Annotated in this window: 19 protein-coding genes; 10 read left to right on the top strand and 9 right to left on the bottom strand. The window is 27.8% G+C overall.

Translation table 4 applies throughout. From position 1 onward, the window contains the following. On the top strand, window positions 1–474 hold a 474-nt coding region (locus tag ACNF36_RS01715), incomplete at its 5' end, for a transposase (protein WP_418303517.1). A gap of 105 nt (window positions 475–579) precedes the next feature. On the opposite strand, the gene der is transcribed toward ACNF36_RS01715, so the two are convergent. The 4 genes from der to ACNF36_RS01695 all read right to left on the bottom strand — a co-directional run bounded on the left by der (window position 580) and on the right by ACNF36_RS01695 (window position 3,843). Beyond that, window positions 580–1,890: a ribosome biogenesis GTPase Der gene (gene der / locus ACNF36_RS01710; protein WP_418303516.1), complete on the bottom strand. Its 1,311-nt coding sequence runs from the start codon at window positions 1,888–1,890 to the stop codon at window positions 580–582. Then, the gene (gene cmk, locus ACNF36_RS01705) at window positions 1,883–2,569 is read right to left on the bottom strand and encodes a (d)CMP kinase (protein WP_257089399.1); all 687 of its coding nucleotides are present in this window, start codon (window positions 2,567–2,569) and stop codon (window positions 1,883–1,885) included. The genes der and cmk overlap by 8 nt, the downstream gene beginning before the upstream one ends. A gap of 10 nt (window positions 2,570–2,579) precedes the next feature. Next, complete coding sequence (locus ACNF36_RS01700) at window positions 2,580–2,975, bottom strand: hypothetical protein (protein WP_418303515.1); 396 nt, start codon at window positions 2,973–2,975, stop codon at window positions 2,580–2,582. 88 nt (window positions 2,976–3,063) lie between these two features. Then, window positions 3,064–3,843 (bottom strand): hypothetical protein, encoded by a 780-nt coding sequence (locus ACNF36_RS01695; RefSeq protein ID WP_418303514.1) that lies wholly within the window; start codon window positions 3,841–3,843, stop codon window positions 3,064–3,066. A 136-nt stretch (window positions 3,844–3,979) separates the two neighbouring features. On the opposite strand from ACNF36_RS01695, the gene ftsY reads away from it, so the two are divergent. Beyond that, on the top strand, window positions 3,980–5,029 hold the full coding sequence (ftsY, locus tag ACNF36_RS01690; protein ID WP_418303513.1) for a signal recognition particle-docking protein FtsY: 1,050 nt from the start codon (window positions 3,980–3,982) through the stop codon (window positions 5,027–5,029). Next, the gene (locus ACNF36_RS01685) at window positions 5,019–5,249 is read left to right on the top strand and encodes a sigma factor-like helix-turn-helix DNA-binding protein (RefSeq protein WP_257089415.1); all 231 of its coding nucleotides are present in this window, start codon (window positions 5,019–5,021) and stop codon (window positions 5,247–5,249) included. Before ftsY ends, ACNF36_RS01685 begins: the two co-directional genes overlap by 11 nt. 838 nt (window positions 5,250–6,087) lie before the next feature. Here the strand turns inward: ACNF36_RS01685 and ACNF36_RS01680 are convergent. The 5 genes from ACNF36_RS01680 to argS all read right to left on the bottom strand — a co-directional run bounded on the left by ACNF36_RS01680 (window position 6,088) and on the right by argS (window position 12,288). Then, entirely contained in the window at window positions 6,088–8,040 is a 1,953-nt protein-coding gene (locus ACNF36_RS01680; protein WP_418303512.1) for a DNA topoisomerase subunit B, read from the bottom strand. A gap of 239 nt (window positions 8,041–8,279) precedes the next feature. After that, window positions 8,280–9,401: a thermonuclease family protein gene (locus ACNF36_RS01675; RefSeq protein ID WP_418303511.1), complete on the bottom strand. Its 1,122-nt coding sequence runs from the start codon at window positions 9,399–9,401 to the stop codon at window positions 8,280–8,282. Between the two features lie 82 nt (window positions 9,402–9,483). Next, entirely contained in the window at window positions 9,484–10,350 is an 867-nt protein-coding gene (gene fba / locus ACNF36_RS01670) for a class II fructose-1,6-bisphosphate aldolase (protein ID WP_418303510.1), read from the bottom strand. A gap of 13 nt (window positions 10,351–10,363) precedes the next feature. Further along, a complete protein-coding gene (rpoE, locus tag ACNF36_RS01665; protein WP_323188647.1) occupies window positions 10,364–10,615 on the bottom strand; it encodes a DNA-directed RNA polymerase subunit delta in 252 nt (83 codons plus the stop codon). Between the two features lie 17 nt (window positions 10,616–10,632). Continuing rightward, a complete protein-coding gene (argS, locus tag ACNF36_RS01660) occupies window positions 10,633–12,288 on the bottom strand; it encodes an arginine--tRNA ligase (protein ID WP_418303509.1) in 1,656 nt (551 codons plus the stop codon). Window positions 12,289–12,452: 164 nt separating this feature from the next. Between argS and ACNF36_RS01655 the strand changes: the two genes are divergently transcribed. The 7 genes from ACNF36_RS01655 (at window position 12,453) to nusG (ending at window position 19,251) form a co-directional block, all read left to right on the top strand. Continuing rightward, on the top strand, window positions 12,453–13,685 hold the full coding sequence (locus ACNF36_RS01655; protein ID WP_418303508.1) for a class I tRNA ligase family protein: 1,233 nt from the start codon (window positions 12,453–12,455) through the stop codon (window positions 13,683–13,685). Between the two features lie 7 nt (window positions 13,686–13,692). Further along, the gene (gene rlmB, locus ACNF36_RS01650) at window positions 13,693–14,457 is read left to right on the top strand and encodes a 23S rRNA (guanosine(2251)-2'-O)-methyltransferase RlmB (RefSeq protein ID WP_418303507.1); all 765 of its coding nucleotides are present in this window, start codon (window positions 13,693–13,695) and stop codon (window positions 14,455–14,457) included. A gap of 11 nt (window positions 14,458–14,468) precedes the next feature. Next, window positions 14,469–15,068 carry a hypothetical protein gene (locus tag ACNF36_RS01645; protein ID WP_418303506.1) on the top strand — a complete coding sequence of 200 codons (600 nt, stop codon included), beginning with the start codon at window positions 14,469–14,471 and terminating at the stop codon, window positions 15,066–15,068. Between the two features lie 1,056 nt (window positions 15,069–16,124). After that, the gene (locus ACNF36_RS01640) at window positions 16,125–18,125 is read left to right on the top strand and encodes a hypothetical protein (protein WP_418303505.1); all 2,001 of its coding nucleotides are present in this window, start codon (window positions 16,125–16,127) and stop codon (window positions 18,123–18,125) included. Between the two features lie 102 nt (window positions 18,126–18,227). After that, complete coding sequence (gene rpmG, locus ACNF36_RS01635) at window positions 18,228–18,377, top strand: 50S ribosomal protein L33 (protein ID WP_257089433.1); 150 nt, start codon at window positions 18,228–18,230, stop codon at window positions 18,375–18,377. Window positions 18,378–18,379: 2 nt separating this feature from the next. Further along, window positions 18,380–18,637 (top strand): preprotein translocase subunit SecE, encoded by a 258-nt coding sequence (gene secE, locus ACNF36_RS01630; RefSeq protein WP_323177638.1) that lies wholly within the window; start codon window positions 18,380–18,382, stop codon window positions 18,635–18,637. Window positions 18,638–18,648: 11 nt separating this feature from the next. Further along, on the top strand, window positions 18,649–19,251 hold the full coding sequence (gene nusG, locus ACNF36_RS01625; protein WP_418303504.1) for a transcription termination/antitermination protein NusG: 603 nt from the start codon (window positions 18,649–18,651) through the stop codon (window positions 19,249–19,251). The last annotated feature ends 313 nt before the right edge of the window (window positions 19,252–19,564 follow it).

Raw genomic sequence — 19,564 nt, 5'->3', positions numbered from 1 at the left:
ACAGATGTTTCATATATAAAAGCACCAAATGATATAGATGAAAATCATGTTTATCTTTCAGTTGCAATACATCATAAAACAAAGAAAATTTTGAATTGAAACTTATCAAGAAGAAATGATACAGATCTAGTTATTTCACACATCAAGGATATCAAGTTTAAAAAATCTTGAATTCTTCATTCAGATCACGGATTTCAATATTCATCATCTAAATATCTTGATGTAGTTGCAAAAAATAATGGAAACGTATCCATGGGTAGGGTCGGAAATTCTTTGGATAACAGGGAAGTTGAATATTTCTTTTCAAACATAAAATCTGAGTGTTTAAACTTTATAAATTACAAAACAATTTGCTTTGATAAACTCAAAAACATTATCAAAGATTACATTGAATGATATAACAATGAGAGATTTCAATCTGTGTTAAATTGAAAAACACCTCAACAATGTTGAGATGCTTTGAGTTTTTTATAAATTGTCTATAAGACTTGTCCTAGTTTAAAAAATATTCTAATTTTTCACAAAATGTGTAAAAAATGCATATGATCGAAATCATATGCATAATTTAACAAGATTTAACTATTCAATAGCATCTTTCTTGTTTTTGAAGTTCATTTTAATAGGAGAACCTCTAAAATCAAATGTTTGACGCAATTGATTTTCAAGGAATCTTTGATATGAGAAGTGTAAGTATTTTTTATTGTTAACAAAGAAAGTGAATGTAGGAATTTTTGCTTTTTCTTGTCTTGCAAAGTAGATATTTAATCTACCACCATTGAATGGAATAGCAGGTTGAATAATTTGAGTTTCTAAGATCAAGTTTGATAATAATGATGGTTTGATTTGACGTTCTAAGTTTGTTCTGACTAAGTTAATTGTGTCATAAAGTTTGTTTAACCTTTGATTGTATTTAGCTGAAATAAATACAAATGGAACTCATGGAACAAAGTGGAATTTGTTTCTAAGTCTTTTTTCATATTCAGTCATTGTGTTTGTTTCTTTTTCGATTAAGTCTCACTTGTTAATTACAATGATAACTGGTTTTTCATTATCTAATGCATAACCGATAATTCTTGAATCAAAGTGTGAAACTTCTTCTTGTGAAGCGTCAATAACGATAAGTGATAAATCAGCTTCTGAAAGTGAGTTCATAGCACGCATAAGTGCATAGTGATCAACTGATTCAACTAATTTTGACTTCTTAGTTATACCGGCAGTATCTATAACATTGTATGTTTTTCCATCAATATCAATTAATGATGTAACTGAATCACGAGTTGTACCGGCAATATCTGAAACAATTGAACGCTCCTCTTTAGCTAAATTGTTTAAAAGTGAAGATTTACCTGCGTTAGGCTTTCCAATAATAGCTAAATTAAATGCATCGATTTCTTCAGGGTCTGAATAATCTAAAACTTCAATACATTTAGTTAAAACATCTCCAATCCCTTCTCCGTGAAGAGCTGAAATTGGATAAATGTGATCAACTCCTAAACTATATCAAGAGTAATCAAATTGTTGTGTGTCTTCAAGTTTGTTAGCTACAGCAATGATTGGTTTTTTAGATCTACGTAAAATGTTCATAATGAATAAGTCATCATTTGTAATTTCACTAGTTCCATCAAATAAGAAGATGATTGCATCAGCTTCTTCAATAGCGATTTTAGCTTGGATTTGAATTTGTTCTTGGAATGGTCTGTTTTCAATTTCAATTCCACCAGTGTCAATGATTTTAATTTCGTGACCAGTTCAAACAATACGTTCGTAAAGTCTGTCACGTGTAACACCAGGCTGGTCGTGCACAATAGAAACTTTTCTTCCTACAAGCTTATTGAAAAAAGTACTTTTCCCTACATTTGGTTTCCCTACAATTGCAACTGTATTACGCATTTTGTTCCTTCTTTGCTTTTAATTTTTGGTTAACAATATCAATAATTTTGTTTTCAACTTCTTCAGTTGTTAGTTCAGTACAATCAATATAAATAGCATCTTCTGTTTTATGTAATGGATCAACTTCTCTATGGATATCTTGTTGATCACGTAATTCAACTTCTTTTAAAACCTCTTGGTAGTTTGTGTTGTAACCTAACATTTTGTTTTGTTCATATCTTCTTTGCGCTCTGACTTCTGGTGTGGCTCATAAGAAAATTTTAACTTCAGCGTGAGGCAGAATTCTGAAAGTTGTATCTCTTCCATCAATGATGTAACCTTTGTGTCTTAAAGTCATATGTTGAATAAATTTAACAACAAATGCTCTAACTTCAGGAATTTTAGCCACAGTAGGAGTAACTTTTGAAATATAGTCAGCTCTAATTTTGAGTGAGATATCATTTCCATCTAATAAAGTTATATCGTTAGGCAATAACTCAATGTTGATTGTTTCAAGAGATTTAATTACACCTGCTGTATCAGTTGTTAAAATATTGTGTTCAAGAGCATTTAATGTGATTGCTCTATAAACTGAACCACTGTTAATAAAAGTGTAATCTAATCTTTGAGCAAGATTTTTAGAAACAGTTGATTTACCAACGCCGTTTGGACCATCAATAGCTATATTAACTTTTCTCATATTTCCCTCTTTAAAGTTTTATTTTATTTTTATTGATTTTTGTACTTTTTGTATCTTCCTGTTTATTGTTCTCTGGATAAAGAGAATTTAGGACATATTTTAATTCAGGTAGATTATTATCGAAAATTACATAATCATCCGTGAAGTCAATTGAATTGATTTCAAGATTTAATTCAAGCTTATTTAATTGCTCTTTGATTTTTAAGATTTGTTCATGAGGTTTATACAAATCTGATTTAGGTATTGTTTTAGTGTTTGAAATGGTGTTGATGTATTTTGGGGTGAAAACAGAAGTGTTTGAAAATGTTTTATATAACCATTCGTATTCTTTTTTCAATTCAACATCATCATTTATTGCAAGAATTTTCATTCTTTTAAATAATTTAGTTTCTCTATCAACACTCATTTTTACGTACCTCTTTAAATTCCTTTTTATTTTAGCATAATAAATTAATTATATTAATTTATTACAAAAAAAAGAGCATTTAAGCTCTTTATGCAAACTTTTTAAGTACTATTTCCTCAAATAATTTTTCATCAATTTTGTTAATAACTGACACTTCTTTTTGTGCTGATTTAAGCACAAAAAGGATATATTCTTTGTTATTGCTAAAATGTGAAGCTAACAATGTATCTTCTGTAAAAGTCACTTCATTTTGTTCATAAACTTTATTAACATATGGTGATTGTGAAATAAAGAAAATTGATTGATCTACAATTTTGCTTAAAAACATTTTTGTTCCAAATTTCTTAAAAAACAACATATTCCCAACTTGATCCTTGAATGTTACAGGTATGTTTCTTGAATATTTGTTTGCTCTTGTGAATGAACCAAGAATGTTAATGTCATATTTTTCGATATCAAATTCATCAAATTCTTTCTTAGAAATTTTAATTCTTGATTTTTGAACAAATACAATCACAATAATCATAAATGAAATTAAAACTGCAAGCATAACACAAGATAAATAGAATACTATTGATGAAACTGAAATTGCACTAAATGAAAGTGTGACTGTTTCAGCTGTTTTTGTTTTTTCATTAACTTGTGAGCCAATTAATTTAATTACTTCTGTAGCATTTAAAACAAATAAAATTAAGCTGATTGCAAAGAAGCCAAATCCAGCTAATGCTGAATAAATTGATTTCATTTGCATATCTTTGTATGCGAATCTACCTTTAATTAATTTAAGGTAATTGATTAATCTATATGCACAGTAATAAATGATTAAAGTAAATATTACTTGCATAGCTACCATTACTAAACTACTCATAAAATTATTTTACTATATTTAAATATCTATACTCAATATAAAGCACAAATATATTTTTATTTTTACGACTTGCACACTATAGTTTTAGTTTTATTTAACTGATGTGATATTTTGATTTATAAAGTAAAATATAGATATGGGATTTTTTAAAAATTTAGTAAATAAGGTTTTCAATAGAAAACCTAAAGATGTTGAACAAGTTCAAGAAGAATTAGACAAAAAAGAGCATAAGAAAATAATCACAAGTGAGAAATTTAAGAAATATGAACAAGGTTTAAATTCTTCTGCATCATTTGGAAAAAAACTTTTAGAGCTACAAAATAGACACGTAAAAGTTGATGAAGACTTTTTTGATGAGTTTGAAGAGTTATTGATTATGTCTGATATTAATGCTTCATTAGTTGATGTTATGGTAGAAAGAATTAAACAAGAAATTAGATTAAACAATATTGACGATCCAAAAATGATTGGAGAAATTGTTGCTGATCAAATGTTTACAATTTACACAAACAACTCAGTTGTTAATACAAACTTAAACTATGAAGTTGGTAGATTAAATGTTTTTGTTTTTGTTGGTGTTAATGGATCAGGTAAAACAACTTCTATTGCTAAAATAGCAAACAAATATGTCAAAGAAGGCAAAAAAGTTTTAATTGCTGCTGCTGATACTTTCAGGGCAGGTGCTGTTGATCAATTAGGTGTTTGAGCACAAAGAATTGGCGCAGAAATTGTTAAACCTGCTCACGAAGGAGCTGATCCTTCTAGTGTTGTTTATCAAGCGGTTTCTAAAGCTAAAGAAGAAAATTATGATTTATTAATCATCGACACTGCTGGTAGATTGCAAAATAAAGTTAACCTTATGAAAGAGCTTGAAAAAATGATTGGTGTTATTAGAAAATTTGAACCTTCAGCACCACATGAATCATTATTAGTTCTTGATGCAACTACAGGTCAAAATGGACTATCTCAAGCAAGAAACTTCAAAGAAATTGCTAACTTAACTGGGATTATTCTTACCAAAATGGATGGAACATCAAAAGGTGGAATTGTTTTATCAATTAAAGACGAATATGATCTTGATGTTAAATATGTTGGTTTAGGTGAAAAACTAGATGACTTACAAGAATTTGATCTTGAATTATTTATTTATCAAATGACAAAAGCATTAATTGATAATGAACAATAAGTCATTAGAAAACGTAATTAAATACACAGAGTTATTTGATAAATATGGTAATTTATTAACTCAAAATCAACAACAAGTTTTTAAGTTATATTATGAACAAGATTTATCATATGCAGAAGTTGCTGAAGTGATGGCTACAAGTAGACAAGCTGCAACTGATGCAGTTAATAAAGCAATTCATAATTTGCTTAAAATTGAGGAAAAAATGAACAAAATGTAGATGCTTTTTGCATCTTTTTTTGTACAAAAAACACATCCAAGTACCATTAAATCGGATGTGCTAATAGGATATTATATGTATATTTTATGATTGGTTCAAGTGACGACTCTTGAACCAAATTATTTAATTAAAAATAAATTTTGATAAAGGAGTAATCTATGGAATTACCAAAGAATATTAATATCTACTAATTAATAAAGATAGTTAATATTTTGAAAATTTAAAATTTATATATGACGAACTGTGTGTTTAAATTTACAAAATTACTCAAATAAATATGATTAAAATTTCTTTATTTTAAAGAAATGTAAATACAAAATTTACTCTATAAAATAATGATAAAAATAAAAAGTTATAACAACTAAATATAATATATAACAAAAATATAGTGAATATCTTTATTGATAATAATAAACTTGTATAAAAAACCTAATAATTTTAATGATTAATAATAAATGATATTAATAAATGTCTGTCTATTTTGTGACTTTATAAATTAAATTTTAAAATAATAGAATATTTTTTTGATATATAAAAGAATTTCCCTTTTGTTGCGACAATATATTTGTCGCACTTATATCATATTCCTTTTTAGTAAATAAAATTATGAGCATGAAAATATTTTTTTAAAATAATTTTTGACTTTTAGAATAGTGTGTAAGTGATAAAAGTTTTTCCTTATTTTTGAGGTTCAAAAAATTTTATATATTCCATTCATGTAATTTAAGGATTTTGTAATTTTTGTTAAAAATTAGTTGAAATAAAGTTTTAAATCTAAGTCTAAATTTTAGTGAAGAAAATGCACATCCAGTTCATTTTTGGATGTGCATTTTTGACATTATAAATCGATATTTTTTACGTATTTTGCATTCTTTTGAATGAATTCTCTTCTCGGTTCAACTCTTTCGCCCATTAAGGTTTCAAAAATTGAATCTGATTTGTAAATGTCTTCAATTTGCACTTGAAGCATTTTTCTACGTTCAGGATCCATAGTTGTTTCTCATAGTTGTTCAGGATCCATTTCTCCAAGCCCTTTGTAACGTTGAATTGTAATTTTTTGACTAGGGTTTAATGTTGCGATTATTTCGTCTTTTTGATTATCGTTGAAAGCGTATTCAACAAATTTATTTTGTTGAATTTTGTATAAAGGAGGTTGAGCTATGTAAATAAATCCATACTCAATTAAAGGTCTAAAGTATCTGTAGAAGAATGTTAATAATAAAGTTCTAATGTGAGCACCATCAACGTCAGCGTCAGTCATAATAACAATCTTGTGGTATCTTAATTTGTTGATGTTAAATGTTTCTCCTCAACCTGTACCAATAGCTGTCATTAATGATGAAATTTCTTCTGAAGAAAGAACTTTTTCTTGACGAGATTTTTCAACGTTAATAATTTTCCCTCTTAATGGTAAGATAGCTTGAGTTTTTCTATCTCTACCCATTTTAGCCGAACCACCAGCTGAGTTCCCTTCGACAATATATAATTCAGAAATTTCAGGATTTTTAGATGTGCAGTCAGCTAATTTACCTGGTAATCCACCTGATTCGAAAACATTTTTTCTTCTTGCATTTTCTCTAGCTGCATTAGAAGCTAAACGTCCTTTTTTAGCCATAGATGCAATTTCAATAATTTTCTTAGCATCAGCAGGGTTTTCGTTTAAGAATCTTTCTAAAATTGGACTAAACACTCTGTTAACAGCTTGACGAGCATCTTTTGAACCCAATTTCCCTTTTGTTTGTCCTTCGAATTCTGGATCAGGGTGTTTGATTGAGATAACTGCCGTAACACCTTCGATTAAATCGTCACGAGTAAATTTGTCACTTTCAGATTTAATAACACCTTTTTCAATTGCATAGTTATTAATTAAACGCATTAAAGCATCATAGAAACCAGAAACGTGAGAACCACCTTCATGTGTTGAAATGTTGTTTGTATATGAAATAATGTTTCCACGATATAAATCAGATAAGTATTGCATACCGACTTCAACACCGATAACAACATCCTCATCTTTATTATTTTTAACAGCAAATTCTCCATCTGCATAAATAACAGGTGTAACTGGTTTGTAACCATCGCTTAATTCATGTACGTAGTCAATAATTCCATTTTCATATAAGAATTCATAGTGTGTGTTATCTCTGTAGTCAGATACTGAAACATATAAACCTTTGTTAAGATGGGCAATTTGCTTCGCGTGGTCTAAAATAATTTCTTTATCAAATGGTAATTCTTCCATAACTGAATAGTCAGGATGGAATTGAATTTTTGTTCCTGTTTCATTTGGGTTAGCAAGTTTTTCAATAACTTCTGTTGATTTAATAGTTTTTCCACCATTAGCGAACTCTGCATAGTATAAGTTTCCGTTTCTTTTAACTCAAGCTTTAAATGAGTCTGATAAAGCATTAACAACACTAGCCCCAACCCCGTGAAGTCCACCAGAAACTTTATATGCATTGGATTCGAATTTACCACCAGCATTAAGTTTTGTTAAAACAACCTCAAGTGCACTAATTCCAAATCTTGCGTGTGTATCGACAGGAATTCCACGACCATTATCTTCAACAATAATTGAGTTATCTTGTGTAATGACAATATCAATTCTATTGGCAAAACCAGCCATAGCTTCATCGACAGAGTTATCTACAATCTCTCAAATTAAGTGATGTAAACCTGATTTAGATGTTGACCCAATGTACATACCAGGTCTTTTTCTAACGTGTTCTAATCCTTCTAAAAACTGAATATTACTTGCATCATAATTATGCTCTTTTTTAACTTCAGACATCTATACCTCCATGTGTGAATGTAAATTTTAATAAATATTACATATTTATTAAAATATTATATAGATTTTTCAGAAAAATAGATTGTTATATTTGTGCAAGTGGATTTTTACTTTTACAGCTTGCACACTATGATAAAAGCGAAAAATGTCTATTTTTAGTAACTCATATATGCATATGTAATATGCATAATTTAAGCTAATCAAACTAGATAAAAAAATCAAGCTTTCGCTTGATCAAATTATCAGTTCTTTCTAGGGTTCTTATAAAATACATCTTCGATTGGGTCAACTCAGAAACCTAATCTATTTTCTTTTGCATAATTTTGAGAATTCTTAATTGTGTGATACATTGTTTGTTCTTCTTCAGTTTCTGCGTAGAATTTTGTATCTGAAGGGTCTAATGTAATGTAAGCAACTCTAGCTAAACCTGCTCTAATAAGCTGGTTTCCAAACTCTAAATCAGGATTTTTTCTTTCGTCTGGATATAAGAATACAATTCATCTTCCATAATCATCTTCTTTTAACTTATTAAAGTAGAAGAAGAAACCATGTGATTGAACTTGTTCTACGTAGTATTTTTTAGAAATTTGAGCTCAATAATTTTCTTTTGAAGCTAATTCATCTGAATTTGAACCTTTATCTGTTTCAGAAGTATCGATTCCTCTAGATCTTAATCCTAGACTTCTACCATTACGATTAGTTGATTGAGTTCCTGGTTGAATACCACTAACTAAATTCATATATGCACCATATAATGTGTCACCATCAACAATTCCTGACATATCGACAACAGCATAGTTTTGTGGTAATGATTTTTTAATTGTTGTGCTAAAACCTAAACTTGTTTGTAAATTTAATGATGATAAGTAATCCATCTCTTGCTGACTAGCAAAAGCTAAAAATAATTTACTTTTATAAATTTCTAAATTTACATCAATTTTATTAAGTGATTCAATTAAGTTTTGCTCATTTGCATAAGTTTGTCTTAAAAATCTTGATGTTTCAGTTAAATTGTTATATGTTTTTGAACCTAAAAATCATTGATGTCTAATTTCAGCAGTCATTTCATTAGCACTATCAAAAACTTTTACAACATTTCCTGCTTGAGTTAATAAATCTTGATTAGTAATATTTGAGTTTATTTTATTTTTGTAGCCGTCAACTAATTCAACCAGATTATTGTCAGTTGAATAATTAGTTTTAACTGTTTCTAGTTTTTGGATAAGTTCACTATTTGAATTATTAACAGGATTTGATGGTTCTTTTGGAACATCGTTTTTATTAATACATGAAATAGATAATGTAGTAGCAACTGGTAAAATTGCAAGTGAACTGAATAAAGATAATTTTTTAAATTTCATCTTGTCTCTTTTCTGTTTGTATATAAATATAATTTTATTCCTATTTAGAAATAATGTGTATAAAAAAAGCATCAAGATGATGCTAAGCTTTATCATTTGATCCGAACTCTAATATTTTTTGTTTAATTACCTTACACATAGCTTCATAACCAGGTTTGTAAAGTTTTCTAGGATCATAATTTTTATCTTCAAGATCTTTGTTGCTAATAATAAATTCTCTAATTGCAGCGTGGTTTGCTAATTGTAAATCGGTGTTTATGTTAATTTTTGTAACACCTAAACTGATTGCTTTTTGGATTTGGTCAAGTGGAATTTCGCTACCACCGTGAAGAACAATTCCTAAACCAGTTTCACTTGATAATTTTTCAAGAACTTCAAAATTAAGACCTTGTCAGTTTTTTGGATATTTACCGTGGATGTTTCCGATTCCTGCTGCTAGAACTGTGATTTTTTCAGAAGCTAATTGTTTAGCTTCTTCAATATCTGCAATTTCACCGTTTCCAATAACACCATCTTCTTCACCACCGATTGAACCAACCTCAGCTTCGACAGTCATATTTTTGCTTTGAGCTAAGTAAACAAGTTTTTGAGTTAATTCTTTATTTTCAGCGAATGGGAGGTGTGAACCATCGAACATAATTGAAGTGAAACCATCTGACTCAATAGCTTTAACACAAGCATCAAATGAACCGTGATCTAAATGAAGAGCTACAGGAATTGAAATTTTTAAGTCCTTAATAAGACCTGAAACTAAACCTGTTACAGTTTCATATCCACCTATATATTTAAGTGCTCCTTCTGAAACTCCTAAAATAACAGGTGAATTCATTTCTTGACATGTTGTAAGAATTGCTTTTGTTCATTCTAAGTTATTAATATTAAAATGAGGAACTGCGTACTTACCTTTTTTAGCTCTCTTGAGCATATCTTTTGCATTAACTAATGACATAAAAACCTACTTATTAGATATTTCTTAATTCTCAGTTTCCGTTTGCAAGTCTGTTAAATCTTTTATCAACTGTTAATAAACGGTATAACTCACCAATTTTTCTTTCTCTAACTTTTTCATATGGTGTGTTCATTGAAACGAATCTGTCTTCTCAGTCATATCTTAACTCGTCTTCAACAGTGTCAAAGATTTCCATAAATGCAAATTCGTCTGTTGGACGTGATGATACTAATTCGTATGCGATTTCTAACATTGTTTTGTACATAATAAATTCTCCTTTAATTACATTGATAAAGGTGCAGAAACACCAATTAAGTTAAGTCCAAGAGCTAAAATTGCTTGAACTGATTTGATAAGGTGAGCATATGTTGCTTCATCTTCGTGACCTAATAATTTAGTTTCAGCATAAAAACTGTTAAATGATTTAGCTAAATTAATTAAGTATTGTGTTAATAAGTTAACTTTTGAAGTTGACACAATTGTTTTAATTAATTCAGGGAATGAGTCTAATTCAATAATAAGTTTTTTAGCTTTGTTTGTAAAGTTAATTTGATCATTAACTTCTTCTTGTTTTAATCTATTTAATAATGATACAGCTCTTGAGTGAGCGTATTGAACTATAAATACAGGGTTATTGATATCAGTTGAGTTAGCTGCATCAATATCAAAATCAAATTTATTATTGATTTCCCTAGTGAGCATCATAAATCTAACTGCATCAGCTGAAGAGTAATCTAAAAGATCTTGTAAAGTAACTGCCGTACCAGCTCTTTTAGACATTTTAAATTCTTCTCCATCTTTGATTAATCTTACTAATTGAATAGTTAATATATCTAAATTGTCTGGATTGTAACCTAAACATTGCATCGCAATTTTCATTCTTTGAATGTATCCTGAATGGTCTGCTCCTCAGATATTAATAAGTTTAGGTGACTTTTGGAATTTAAGTTCGTGATAAGCAATATCAGGTAAGAAATAAGTGTAATTTCCATCAGCTTTGATAAGCACACGGTCTTTATCATCGCCAAATTCTTTGGTTTTTAAGAATAATGCACCATCTTCTGTGTATGTGAATTTGCTTAATTTTTTAAGAACTGGTTCAATTAAACCATCTTCTTTAATTGCTTTTTCAGAAGCAAATGTATCAAATGAAACATTTAATCTACCAAGATCTTCTCTGATTTTATCAAGCATAATATCTTTAGCCACAGTTGATAATTCACTTAATTTAGTTTCATCAGCATTTAAGAAATAATCACCATATTTTTCTTTAATTTTTGTAGCACATCAAACTATATCTTGACCTCTGTAGCAATCTTCAGGTAATTGTGCATCAATGCCAAATAAGTTTTGATATCTTACATAAACTGAATTTGTAAGTACATTAATTTGATTACCTGCATCATTTACATAATATTCGGCTTCAACATCGTAACCAGCATGTCTTAAAATTCTAATTAAAGAATCTCCATAAGCAGCACCTCTAGCATGACCAACATGTAAAAATCCTGTTGGATTAGCTGAAACAAATTCAACATTAACATATTCTTTATTAATGAAGTCAGCTCCATATTTTACTGGATTTAAGTTAATGTTTTGTATTGTTGTTAAAAATAATTGATTGCTTAAAACAATATTGATAAACCCAGGTACAGCAATGTCTATTTTTTGGTAGATATTTGAATTCGACATTTTAGCAACCAATTTATTTGCTACTTCAATTGGATTTTTAACAGCACAATGATTTTTTAAAATAAATGCAATATTTGTACTAAAGTCATAAACAACTTGATCGATGTTAATATTGTCAGGAACATTAGGTTGAGTGATATTAAAAACTAAATCTTTAACATTAAGATCCTTATTAACAAAATCTTCATTTTGCAACTCTATAACTGCGTCAATGATGTTTTGTTTTAACTGTTCTTTTAGTGTCATAATCCTCCTTATTTATAGATATATTTTATATATCTATTATATTAAAAAATATTTTTTATATAGCTAGGAAACAACTAGTTTTATGTACCTTATACATAGTTATAAAAGTTAATTTTGCTTATATAAAATGGTAATTAAATATTATTTTTTATTATAATAACAATATGTTAAAAATATATGTATGTGGACCCACGGTTTACAATGATGTTCATATAGGAAATATGAGACCGATTGTAACTATGGACTTAATTTTAAAAGCTGCAAAGCAACAAGGAATTGAATATAAATTTGTTCATAATATTACTGATATTGATGACAAAATTATCAAAAAAGCCCAAGAGCAAGGTGTTTTAGAAACTCAAGTATCGGAAAAGTATGGTAATTTATATTTAGATTTACTTAAACAATTCAGTGTTGACACTATAACTGACATTGAATACGTAACCGAAAATATTGATTTAATTGATAACTTCATTCAAAGATTAATTAAATCGAATAATGCATATTTAGATAATGAAGGTAATGTTTGATTTGATGTCATAAAAAACCAAAATGACTATGGTATTGTTTCAAATCAAAAAATTGAAAATATGAAATTTGAAGATAGCGAACTTTCTTCAAATAAAAAATCACCTGCTGATTTTGCTTTATGAAAAAACACAACTGAGGGCGTTAAATACAATGTTTCTTTTGGTGAAGGTAGACCAGGATGACACACAGAATGTGTTGCCTTAATTGAAAAACATTTTGGAGATTCTGGTTTGGATATTCACGGAGGAGGGATGGACCTAACATTCCCACACCATGAAAATGAAAATATTCAATTCTATGCTTTAAATCAAAAACAGCTTTCGAATAAATGATTAAGAACAGGTCAAATTAATTTAAATGGAATTAAGATGTCAAAGTCATTACAAAACGTAATTTTAGCTTCTGACTTTCTTAAAAATTATTCAGCTGACTATTTTAAAATGATTTTATTATTAAACTCATTTACAGGCTTGATCAATATTGATGAGAATTTAATTAATAATGTTGAAGTGATTTTCAAGAAAATTAGCAAAATTTACTTCTTAAATGCGCTATTAAACAAACAAAACGATTCACAAATTAACAATGAATTAGCTAAAGAAGCATTCACATATATTTTTGAACAGAGGTTTTCTGACTTTAATAAACTTATTAATGATCTAATTAAAAATATTAATAAAGACAAAAACGCCTTGTACATAGCTACATTAGTATATATTTTTGATAAGTTAGGTTTTGAATTTAATAAATTCGATTACAAAAAATATGTTCCAATTTATCAAAAATGACAAGAGTTTTTAGCTGAAAAAGATTATCAAAATGCCGACAAATTAAGAAACGAATTGATTGAAAATAATTTAATATAGGGTAAATATGAAAAAATTACACGAAAAACAAAAAAAATATGATATAAGCACTAAAAAAGTGGGAGAATTAATTGTGTATGGGAAAAATTCTGTTATTGACTGTGTCAATAATAAATTAGATATTTCTGAAATACACATAACTGATGAAGGAAGTTTAAAGCACTTTAAAGACGATAACACTTTAAGGGGTATAAAAATTGTTATCACTAATAAGAAAACTTTAGATGAAGAAACAAAAGAAAACCATCAAGGTTTTAAAGCAATCTTAAAATCTGTTAATTACAAGGGACTTGACGATTTAGAAAGATTGCATAAGGATAATTCGCCAATTCTTGTGTTGGATAAAATTCAAGATCCACATAACTTTGGTGCAATTATAAGAACAGCAAATGCTGGGGGAATTAAGCATATTATTTTCCCTAAAGATAATGCAGCTGTAATTAATTCAACTGTATTAAAGGTTTCATCAGGTGGATTTGTAAATATGAATTTTTACAGAGTTAATAGTCTTAATGCAACCTTAACTCAACTCAAAAAAAGAGGTTATTGAGTTTATTCAACTGTATTAGATGAAAAAGCTCTCCCATACACAACAGTGGAATACGACAGACCTACAATTTTAGTTGTAGGTAACGAAGGTGATGGAGTATCAAAAAGTGTGCTTTCAGTCACAGATCAAACAATCTATATTCCACAAAGGGGGAATGTGCAATCTTTAAATGTATCAGTAGCAACAGGTATTATTGTGTTCGATGCATTAACTAAATGATAAGAAAATATCATTTGAACGATAAGTTTCTCTCTGAATTTTTGAAACTCGAAAATGACAAGTATTATTCAGTTTCAAAAATCATTTCTGCTTTCAGTATACAGCACAGTAAGTCAATAGATGTTTTGTCTAGAAAAGTTAGTTGAGTCTTTGGTAAGGTATCTATTGATCCAGCAGAAATTAAAAATGTTATACTTCATGAATTTTTAGGAATTTTTCTAGAAGTTTCTTCAGAAGTTTTTTGTATGGATTTTAAATCCTATTCTCATTTTGAATCATTCATTTGAAATAAATTAAAGTTAAAGACTCTGAATTTCTTCCACTCAGAAATTAACTCTCAATATATTTTTGATGATGGTATTGCTAACAAAAGGGTAAATTTACAAAAAATTCTAATAGACATGGAAAATAGTGTAGTTGATAACTCACATAGTCCAAAACAACTTGATTATCAAATTAATACTCAAAAAATACACTCAAGAAATCATTTTTTAAATAGTAGTTATAAAAAGAAACACTCAGTTACGAAAACAACAGATTTAAATGTTGGTTCATCAATTGATATTGACATTATTTGTTCGAACAACCTTATTACTACATTGATATCAAGTTAAATAGAGCTTATGTTAACTTATATGTCCAAATTTTTAATTCTTCTTTCTCATATATATTTATCGTATATTTACATAAGTTTAGATAATTTTTTATGGTATAAAACACAGTAGATTTTTCAAATTATTTTGTGTTGATTTTAAAAATCTCTTTAATTTGTAACATTTTTTATAAACAAGCTATATTTTGCTTGTTGCTCCATTATTTTTTATATTTATATTTTTTGAGACAAATCGTTTTTATTCTCTGACGATTTTGTCCCCTCTATATTTCTTTTATTTTTTCACTTACAAAATATGCATGTATAGACCTTTTTTTGATTCTATCTATGTTTTTTCCGTATTTAGGTCAACTTACTTGGATTTTATTTCCAAGGATTATTCATTCTTGCATATTAATAACATTGGGTAAGTTTTAGGTTATGAAAACGTATCATCTCAGTTGCTTGGGGGAGTGTGTGGGATGGTCAAAATTAATTAAACTTGAATTTAAGTTTTAAGGGTTAAGGAAAATTCGTAAGTTTAATTAATATGTTTTCTCTTGTTGCTTTTTATTTTATTAGTGTAAATTTTTGAGGTACTTCTCAAAATTACGGTTATCTTCTTGTATGTTGTGGGAACTGAACTCTTTTTCACTTTCCAGTTTATGTTCTTCATCACTCACTTTGGTTTTTTATTAAATTTTTATAGTTTATTTTTATAGTTTCTAAAACAAAATTTAATATGGTTTTAGTTCATTTGTTGGATTATTCCTTTCTAAACATTTGAAAAGTGTTTTAATTTCTTATATTTCTCCATTTATTGACTTTTATTCAATATAAGACCTTATTATTAAATGCAAATACAAAATTGGTTCTAAATGAACCGAAATTCATTATTTTTTCTTCTCTCATCAGTTAGACATTTTCTATTAAATGTCAAACACCTTTCTTTAATTTTATTATTTAATTTTTTAGAATGTCTATTAGATTTCCACTTAACTTTTTTAAGTTAGGTGGTTTTTATATCCTCTGTTTGTAAATTTTCTCTTTTTATATTATGTGCTAATATTTTAGTAATATGAATAATCGCAATTTTAGAAATAAAAAATTTGTATTTATTGGCGACTCAATAGCGCAAGGTTTTGATTTATCTCAAGGAACTGGAACATATGGAAATTTAGATGAGTTAGGTTATGCTTATTCAGACTATTTCATTGAGTTATTTCAGAAGAATGTTGGTAGAAATTTAGATATTAAATATAGCAATTTAGGCCTATCAGCAAGCAAGATTAGTACTTGAATTAATATCGTTTCTGGAGAAGAGTTCACGGATGAAACAAGAGAGCTAATGCACATAAATAAAGTTCTAGCTCAAAAATTTAATCATACTTGTTTTAATTATGATTTTGATTCATATTTAAAAGAAATTAAGGAAGCAGATTACTTATTTATAAACTCTAGTGGAATTGAATTTTTATTCAGTATTTCCTATGTAGACTTAGTTGAAGTAATGTCTCAAAAAGATTACTACCTTCAAAATAAACAAATTGATGATTTATTGAAAAATGTTAAACGTACAACACAGCAAATCATTAATGAATATATTGTTTTAGTTAACAAAATTAAAGAAGTTAATACAAATTGTAAAATCTATTTAGTCGATTATCCTATCGCTTCATTACCTGTGCTTAACAAGTTGATTCTTAAAAACAAAGATAATCTTTTAAACAAGAGTTATTCTATTTTTAAATCTATATACAAGGTATTTCAGAATATTTTTGTAGAAGTTTCAGGAGCAACAAATACTAAATATGTTGAAATATTTGACTTTGAACAATGTTTAAGAAATGAACGCAAATGATATCAGTTGTTCTTAGATATTCATTGCAGTAAGAAATGTTATAAATACATTGGAAAGAAACTTTATCTAAATTTTGCTAAAGAGCATCATTTAAATAAATTTACTTGAACTAAATTTAGAAGTATCCCAATATACCCGGATAACAAAATTATTCATCTTGTTCAAACTTGATACAAAGAATTAGGTGTTCTAGAAGGTTCGCTAATTAGAATTTATATAAGCACAATTAGCAATTCATTGATTACTGAGAAACTAACTAAAGGTTTAGATATCACTCTTAATTTCAGCGCACTTCTAAATGAGAATGTTATGTCACTCATTGGTAAGATTTTCCATGACGAAAGCGTACTTGAATATATTAAAAATAAATTGAGTTCACTAAAATTCACAGATACATTAATTGACTTTTTAGCTAATAATCAAGAGTTTGTTACATTGATTGATAATGTTGAAAAATTCTTTACTAGAAACAAAAACATTTCCCTTAATAAGTTTTGACAATTCTTTTTAGTTTCAAATGAAAAAACATTGTTTGATATAACAAAAAAATTCTTTGAAAAGTACCCTAATTTCAAAGAAGAGATAATTGATTTAATTCATTTTATCCTTGGAGAGTTAAATAAAAGAAAATTTATTAAGATTCCAATTGATATTAGAAAGATTGATTATGAGTTTAATTTAGATTTTTCATTAGTAAAAAATGATTTAGATGAATTTATGATTATTTTTAAAGATTACTTTTTATCAAGTTCACATTTTGTAAGCTTCGAAACTTACTTTAATAGTTTTGTTATCCAAAACAAAGAGCTAATCAAACAAATATCATCGAAGTTTCTAAACATTGTTTTAGAACAATTGTTCACTGATAAGGATAAATTAATTCAATTCATTTTAGCTTATTGCAAGATTGATTATAAATATCTCTCAAGAAAAGATTTTGAAGCTCTTGATAGATATGTAGATAAGTTATTGAGCAACTTAAATATGACTAAAATGCAAAATAAAATCATTAATGAAACAATCAACTTTATACTAAAAACACCTAAAATGAAGCTTATTAGTTCTAACAATATTAAGCTTATTGGTCTTATTATTAAGAATCAATTTAGAAATAGATTATTTTTAAGCTTAGTTAGAGGTAATTTAGTCCCAACAGTTAATTTAGGAGTGCGTTTAGCATTTGCAAAAGTGAGATCAATATTTAGATGAAGAAAGTAATGTGTTATGTTTTTTGCGCATGTAAATAGTTTCAATTAAACCTATTACATAGCATTCATTTACTTAATGTATATTGTAATGTTGTGGTAAAATTAAAACACTATGAAAAGTAACAAGGTATCAATTGCATGCGAATTATGCAGAAAGAAAAATTACGTGACAATTAAAAGTGCTGGAAATGCAGAACGTTTAGCAATTAAAAAATATTGTCCTCATTGCAAACAACACTCAATTCACAAAGAAGAAGTTTAATTATGAGAAAAAATAAGAAAGCAAAAACTGAAAAAGTCGAAACAGCAAAAATGTCTTTAAAAGACAGATTTGAAAGCAGAAATAAAATTTATTTCTTTAGAAAGACTGTTAAAGAAATTAAACGTGTTCGTTGAGCAACTCCAAGACAAAATTGAATAAACCTTGTTAAAATTCTTGTTTTTACAGCTATATTTGCTTTATTTGTTTATGCAGTAACAATTGGATTTACAAAATTATGAGAAGTAATTGGTTCAGTTTAGAAAGGTAAATTATGAATAATTTTAAATGATACATGATCTCTACTGTTAGAGGAAAAGAAGAACAAGTTATCGAAGCTTTAAATAACCGTATTATTGCTGAAAATGTTGCAGAATCATTTAATCAATATGCGACACAAGATGGCGCTTTTAAAATCTTTAAAAAACCTATCTTAACAGCTAAAGAATTAGAAAAAAGACGTTTAGGTCAAGATTACAAGGTTAAATATACAAACCTTTACCCTGGATACATTTTTGCAAATATGGATATGACTGATGAAGCTTGATACGTTGTACGTAACACACAAAATGTTACAGGTATCATCGGTTCATCAGGTAAAGGAGCAAAACCTACACCTGTTTCTTCTAGAGAAATTAGAAAAATGGAAAAAGCTGCTGAAGAAGCCACACACTTATTTAATTTAGGTAAAAACTTACAAGGACTTAAAATTAATGATTTAGTTGTAGTTTTAGACGGTCCATTTAAAGGTGAAATTGGTCCAATTAAATCATTAAACTTAGACGCAAATATCGCTACAATTCAAATTGAATCATTTGGAAAAAGAACTTCTGTTGAATTGAGCATCGATTCATTAGAGCATTCAACAGAATACTAATTATTAGATAAATTGAACAGTGTTAGCTGTTCTTTTTTTATTGAAAATTTAATAAGAGCATGAAAAATAACTTTATTATCTAATTAAACAATTGCGATTTTATATTTAGATGTATCTTTTTTAAATTCTGCACCTAACTCTTTTCTATATGTAGAATCTTTAAATAGATTACGCATTTCTTCTCTGTATCTTGTTTTTTCAAATAAGTTGCTGGTGGGCCATAGTGTCTGTACCTCACTAAACTGGGACACTAAAAATGGACAGAAGGTTTAATTAGACATAATAACACCTCAATGATGTTGGGGTGTTTTTC

The organism is Mycoplasma sp. 4463 (genome assembly GCF_048381515.1).
Classification (GTDB): Bacteria; Bacillota_I; Bacilli_A; order Mycoplasmatales; family Metamycoplasmataceae; genus Mycoplasmopsis.
The sequence above is the reverse complement of the archived record's forward strand: the minus strand, read 5'-3'. Positions and strand labels throughout refer to the sequence as shown.